The 4,640-nt window shown below is 53.7% G+C and carries 6 protein-coding genes and 2 pseudogenes; all 8 read right to left on the reverse strand.

Annotated features, from left to right (window positions below; genetic code table 11):
• Positions 1 to 22: 22 nt before the first annotated feature.
• A pseudogene (locus HMPREF2794_RS05195) lies at positions 23 to 202 on the reverse strand (hypothetical protein); the annotation flags it as partial.
• A 33-nt stretch (positions 203 to 235) separates the two neighbouring features.
• On the reverse strand, positions 236 to 1,552 hold the full coding sequence (traM, locus tag HMPREF2794_RS05200) for a conjugative transposon protein TraM (RefSeq protein WP_070751067.1): 1,317 nt from the start codon (positions 1,550 to 1,552) through the stop codon (positions 236 to 238).
• Positions 1,530 to 1,826, reverse strand: a complete 297-nt coding sequence (locus HMPREF2794_RS05205; protein ID WP_070751069.1) for a TraL conjugative transposon family protein — start codon at positions 1,824 to 1,826, stop codon at positions 1,530 to 1,532. The genes traM and HMPREF2794_RS05205 overlap by 23 nt, the downstream gene beginning before the upstream one ends.
• Before the next feature lie 4 nt (positions 1,827 to 1,830).
• Entirely contained in the window at positions 1,831 to 2,454 is a 624-nt protein-coding gene (traK, locus tag HMPREF2794_RS05210; protein ID WP_070751071.1) for a conjugative transposon protein TraK, read from the reverse strand.
• A 20-nt stretch (positions 2,455 to 2,474) separates the two neighbouring features.
• Positions 2,475 to 3,470, reverse strand: coding sequence for a conjugative transposon protein TraJ (gene traJ / locus HMPREF2794_RS05215; RefSeq protein WP_007845741.1), 996 nt, complete (start codon positions 3,468 to 3,470; stop codon positions 2,475 to 2,477).
• 19 nt (positions 3,471 to 3,489) lie between these two features.
• The gene (locus HMPREF2794_RS05220) at positions 3,490 to 4,116 is read right to left on the reverse strand and encodes a DUF4141 domain-containing protein (protein WP_008648479.1); all 627 of its coding nucleotides are present in this window, start codon (positions 4,114 to 4,116) and stop codon (positions 3,490 to 3,492) included.
• On the reverse strand, positions 4,116 to 4,466 hold the full coding sequence (locus HMPREF2794_RS05225) for a DUF3876 domain-containing protein (RefSeq protein ID WP_004326111.1): 351 nt from the start codon (positions 4,464 to 4,466) through the stop codon (positions 4,116 to 4,118). The genes HMPREF2794_RS05220 and HMPREF2794_RS05225 overlap by 1 nt, the downstream gene beginning before the upstream one ends.
• An 11-nt stretch (positions 4,467 to 4,477) precedes the next feature.
• Positions 4,478 to 4,609, reverse strand: a pseudogene (locus tag HMPREF2794_RS27600) (TraG family conjugative transposon ATPase); the annotation flags it as partial.
• Positions 4,610 to 4,640 lie beyond the last annotated feature (31 nt).

Genomic DNA, 4,640 nt, shown 5'->3' on the forward strand with positions numbered 1-4,640 from the left:
ATTACTCACCCTTATGGGCGCACACCGTCTTGGCAAAGGTCACTTCCACGCCGTAGGGCGTAACCATTTGGCGGTACGGGAGTTTCCGGGTAATACCCCGGTACAAGTCGTTGCCAGCCGCATACTTCACGGTGTCAGCGGTTTGTGCGTTTGCCGCACACACGCCCAGCAAGAGGGCGAACAATCCAAAAATCTGTTTCATTGTCAATTGAAATTTTAACGGTTGATAAAATGGTTATTGTTGTTTGGCATACAGCATGACTTTATAGCCTGCTTTCAGCTTCACTTTCACGGTTCGGAACTTCTTGGCGAGGTAGCCGGACGTTCCTTGCAGCAATCCCCTTGTCACGTCCATAGCCACCTGCTGCCCGGCACTTTGGGCAAAGGAAATGCTTGTACCCAGCCCGCTTCCGATATTCGCCATAGCTTCGTTGAACGCTTCCTGCTCCATAGAGGACGGGACGGAAAGCCCCTTTTGCCCGTCCGTGTCGAACACGGCGAGTTCCACCGGGATGATGTTGCCAGCGTACTCAATCGAGGACACCAGTATGTCGAGCCGTTCGCCCTGCACCTTTGCCGTCCCCGCCACAAGGGTATTCTTCGGCACAACGATATTTCCCGCCTGCATGGGTTCGAGCAGCCGTAGTTTCACCGCCTGCCCGTCCACCAGCGTTTGGTCTTGGTGTATGCAGGCGGCTACCGTGTTCTTTCCCATAGCGTACCCTGTGCCTACCGCCGTGTTGAAGCCGTAGTTTCGTGGCTGGCTGTAAACCCGGATGAAATCGGCATCGCTCATGGGCTGCCGCAATCCCGAAACGGTCGTTTCCCGGATAGCCTGCACCGCCACCGCATCCGGCTTGCGTTCAATGCCGCCCGTTACCGGGACTTGTGCGACTTGTCCCTGCCCGCCGTTCATGTACCTTGCCGCCAGCTCGTAGGACTTTTCCAAGAGAGCCATTTGGTCGTCAGCCGTAGGCGTGGCGTTCTGCTGCTGTTTCAGTCGGTCGGTCAGTTCCGCCACCTGCCGTTTCAATTCCTCTTTTTCCTCGTCCACAGGGGGCGTTTCGTAGAACGTACTTAACTGGCGGTTGATGTCCCGGTAAGCCGCCCTTGAAGAAGCACCGCCGCCCCTTTGTGGCTTCGGATCTTCTTCCGGCATCAGATTGATTTCCTCTTGTGGTTCTTCCGTATCATCGTCCAGCGTGAAACCGAAGTCCTGCAAGGATTGTATCTTGTCCTGCTGTTTGCGGTTTGTCACCGCCTGCTCGTAAGCCTTTTGCTTGTCGGCTATAATCCCGTCCTCTGCGGGCAGGGGTATGTCGGCATTGAAGCCGCCCACGCTTTCCACATTCACGTCCTCTTTGCCGGAGGGTGCGAATATCAGGTACATGCACCCTGCAAAGGCAAGGAACATCAGCGGGAAGACTATCATTTTCCTGCGCTGCTGCACCTGCTGCGGGGTAAGTTCCCGTTTGGGTTTATTTTCCTTTTTCGGCTTCCCGTCCGCCTGCTGTGCGGTCGTGCCGTTCTCATTCTTCTGTACTTCTTTCATATTGCGGTCTGTTTAACGGGTTGATACTTTTGGTTGTGTCATTGCCGTGCAACGGCAGTTGTCTGATGTGTTCTATTTGCAGCCTTTGCCCGTCCCGTTTCCCGATATTGTAGATTGATGAAACGGTGATGTAGATAGACAAGCCGCCGAAAAAGAAGAACATCAGGAGGATAACCGCCAGCCTTTTGCCCGGCGTAATCCGTCCGCACATTCGGCGCAGGCGGTCGTCCGCCCAGTCCCGCACCTTTTCGATGTGGTTTCGTTTTCTCTCCATAAGGCTATCTTTTAATGGTCTGCAAATCCTTGTTCTCGGTAATGGTGAACGCTTCGATGATGAAGCCGTGCGGGTTGTTGTCGCTCCGTGTGGCGTTAAGCAACCGGCACGAGGTGACAAGGCTTCGCACCGTCAGGCTGCTTTCCCGGACAATCAACTGGCGGGCATACGTGTTCACCTTGTAGGGGTACTGGTCGAAGTCGCACTTCACGCTGTCAATCTCCACCGTCTGCGTGACGTTTCCGGAAATCACCCGGTTGTAGTAGCCCTTTTCCGCCAAGTCCTTGTAATAGTTGAAAGCGGTCTTGTCGGCGAGAAACAACGAGCGTTTGATGTTGCTTTCGATAGCGTCCTTGTCGGGTGAGAGCGTGAAGAAAAGTTCGTGGAAACGCCGCACGTGCGACTTGGCTTCCACGGGTCTGTTCTGTGCCATGTCCTGCGAGAGTGCCAGCATCAGGCTTTTGCCGTTGTCGAGGACGTATATCTTCTGCCGCTGCTTTTCGGCGAAGCTGTACGAGTTCCACACGGCAAAGCCCGTCACCAGTGCGCACAGGCAGATGAATACCAGCGCAAAGAGCCGGATTTGCCGGAAACTCGTTTCGATGTTCGTTAATGACTTAAATTCCATATACTAAATATTGATGTTGGTTATTTGAGTAGTTTCCCGGTTACTTTCCCGCTTGCCGCACCGACCGCAGCCCCGGCGATTGAACCAGCCCGTGCCACGTTGCGGTTATAGGCAGACGTACCGCCAGCCGACACTATCCAGCTTGCCACCGTTGGAATGGTGAAGTAGCCCACGATGCCGATAATCATAAAGATTATATACACGGTGCTGCTCCCGTCCGGGATGAAATCCGGGTCTGAAAGCTGCTCGATGTCTTTTTGGAGCATCAGGGTTTGTATGCGTGCCAGCACGCTGCTGAACAAGTCCGACACGGGCAGCCACAGGTAAATGGAGATATAGCGTGAAATCCACCGGGTCAGCGTGCTTTGGAAACCGTCATAGACGGAAATCGCAAACGCCAGCGGACCCAGTATGCTTAACACGATTAGGAAGAACGTGCGCAGCGTGTCTATAATCAGCCCCGCCGCCTGAAAGAGCATTTCCAATAACTCCCTGAACCAGTCCCGTACGGACTTCTTTATATTATAAGCCGTCCTGTCCATGTACATGCCCGTCATAGTCACCATGTCGGAGGGCGACCAGCCCAGTTCTTCCAGTTGTCGGTCAAATTCCTCGTCCGATGCGAGGTAAGCCGTTTCGGGGCTTCGCATCAGGGCTTCATATTCCAGTCGGTCTTTCTGCGCCCGGTACTCGTTCATGTCGAAAGTCTGCGTTTCCATAAGCTGGTTGCACCCTTTCACCACTGGCGACAGCACCGTGTTGATAGTCCCCAGCACGAAAGTTGGAAAAAACATGATGCACAGCCCCAGCGCAAAGGGACGCAGGAGCGGGTACACGTCTATGGGTTCGGCACGTGCGAGCGACTGCCACACTTTGGCGGCTACATAGAACAAAGCTCCCAGCCCGGCTATCCCTTTGGCTACCCCCGTCATGTTGCTGCACAAGGGCATCATTTCATCGTACAGCACCCGCAACACTTGGTGCAGGTTGTCAAAATCCACCGCTGCTAATAACATAGGCATACCGATTTATATGTTACCAGTAGCGTTCATCCGCCGAGCCGTAGAGAGCCAGCACCCGGTCGGTGTCGTTCTTCTTCTTCGCCCGCAGGTAGGACACGGATATGTTCTTTCGGGTGTAGTAGTTCACGAGGTTGCGGTAGTTGAGCAGGCTTTTATAGGCGTTGTTGATTACCGCCAGCCTTTCGGCATCCGTCAGCGACATGCCCGTCACGTTCACTACATTCTTCAAGTCCTGCAACACGTCCGCACTTTCGGAGAGCAGCTTTGCGTACCCGGCTGAAATGGCGGTGAGTTCATCCGGCGTGTAGTTCGGGTCTGCCAGCATGTTCTGATAATTTCGCACGTAGATTTCGGATATTTCCGCCACCAGTTCAATGGACTTCTTCACCTTGATGCCGCCCTTGACAACATCGTGTACCGCTTTGAGCGCATCGTAATATTTTTTACCCTGCTGGAAAATCTTCTGCGCTTCCATGAAGCCGTCCAGCGTGTTCTTGGCAGTGGTGGAAGTCTGCACTATCTGCTTGGTGGTGTTGATGATGCCCTGCGCCAAGTTGCCGGGGTCTGACACCACCCACTGTGCGGATGCCTTGCCGATGAAGCAAAGGCACACCGCCATAAGGAGAATTGTTCTTTTCATTATCTTTTGTTTTCAGGGTTTGTAACTCGTTTGTATTCGCCGCCGGGCATGAGCGTTATCCGGTCGGTCTTTTTGTCATAGGTGAACTGTATGCGGAAGCCCGTTTCGATGAACAGGCAGCCGTTCCGTTCTGTTACCGGGTAAGCCGTTTCCAGTATTCTGCCCCTGACATTCGCTTTCCGGGTGACGGTGTATCTGCCGCCCGTTTCCGAGAGTGTGAAAGCCGGGTGTCCCCTGACGTGTACCCAATAGCCCTGCATCCTTTCCAGCTCCTTGCTTCCGCTGTCCTCGCAGCCCGCCAGCAGGCAGGCGGACAATAGCGTGTATATCAGATTGTCAATCCATTTCATGTTCCTAATTTTTAAGTTGTTGATGATTGGGGATTTCTTTTGCTTTCTGCAAGCCGCTTGATAGCCAGTTCAAGGTTGCCGTCCAGCTTGTCGGCGAGGGCGAACAGTTCCATTTTCTCGCTTTCCTCGGTCGTGTACGTGTAGGCTAAGCACCCAGCGCCTTGTCATATTTCT

The sequence above is a fragment of the Bacteroides sp. HMSC067B03 genome, assembly GCF_001811315.1.
Lineage (GTDB): Bacteria > Bacteroidota > Bacteroidia > Bacteroidales > Bacteroidaceae > Bacteroides > Bacteroides faecis.

Excerpts from the sequence above, each read along its gene's own strand:
- traM (WP_070751067.1), bottom strand. The coding sequence starts at position 1,552 with ATGAAAGAAGTACAGAAGAATGAGAACGGCACGACCGCACAGCAGGCG.
- HMPREF2794_RS05205 (WP_070751069.1), bottom strand. The coding sequence starts at position 1,826 with ATGGAGAGAAAACGAAACCACATCGAAAAGGTGCGGGACTGGGCGGAC.
- traK (WP_070751071.1), bottom strand. The coding sequence starts at position 2,454 with ATGGAATTTAAGTCATTAACGAACATCGAAACGAGTTTCCGGCAAATC.
- traJ (WP_007845741.1), bottom strand. The coding sequence starts at position 3,470 with ATGTTATTAGCAGCGGTGGATTTTGACAACCTGCACCAAGTGTTGCGG.
- HMPREF2794_RS05220 (WP_008648479.1), bottom strand. The coding sequence starts at position 4,116 with ATGAAAAGAACAATTCTCCTTATGGCGGTGTGCCTTTGCTTCATCGGC.
- HMPREF2794_RS05225 (WP_004326111.1), bottom strand. The coding sequence starts at position 4,466 with ATGAAATGGATTGACAATCTGATATACACGCTATTGTCCGCCTGCCTG.